Source organism: Campylobacter sp. P0085 (genome assembly GCF_002139495.1).
Lineage (GTDB): Bacteria > Campylobacterota > Campylobacteria > Campylobacterales > Campylobacteraceae > Campylobacter > Campylobacter devanensis.
The window spans coordinates 1-516 of the sequence record NZ_MJKB01000018.1; the positions used below are offsets into that span (position 1 = coordinate 1).

Consider the following 516-nt stretch of genomic DNA (forward strand, 5'->3'; position numbering starts at 1 on the left):
TAGCAAAGAATTCTTTCAAGAAATCAATCTTGAAAAGAAAAAATTGCGATTTGATAATAAAAAAGAGCTTGAAGTGTGGTTTCAAAATTTGGTTGAAAAACACACAAAAAAGGGCATTTTTTCTAATCAAGTCGATAATGAAGCTATTTTTGAAGAGATGTATAAAGTCTATAAAGAACCATACGAAAAAATACAAGACTTAGAAGCAAAATTGAAATATTCAAAAGCTGAAAATACTGAACTTAAAAACGAAAAACAACGATTTCACGAGCTTTTAGAAAGCGATCCAGCATTGAAAGAAGCATATAATCAAGCTTTGAAAAACTTAGAAAATCGAAAAAAAGAAAAAATGCCAGACAAAAAACGTCAATGGCTCGAAAGTAAAGAAAGACAAGAAAGAATTTTAGATAAACGTTCAGAGCAAGATCAAGAAAATGATCACGATGATTTAGGTATAGATAAAATCTTAATCCACAAAAACGAAGACAAAACACAAGAAGACAACAAACCAAAAAT

Annotated in this window: 1 protein-coding gene; it reads left to right on the forward strand. The window is 29.1% G+C overall.

Annotated elements, in window-relative coordinates:
• Positions 1–516, forward strand: a 516-nt coding sequence (locus CIGNP85_RS08415) for a hypothetical protein (RefSeq protein ID WP_179187412.1), incomplete at both ends; no start/stop codon positions are given.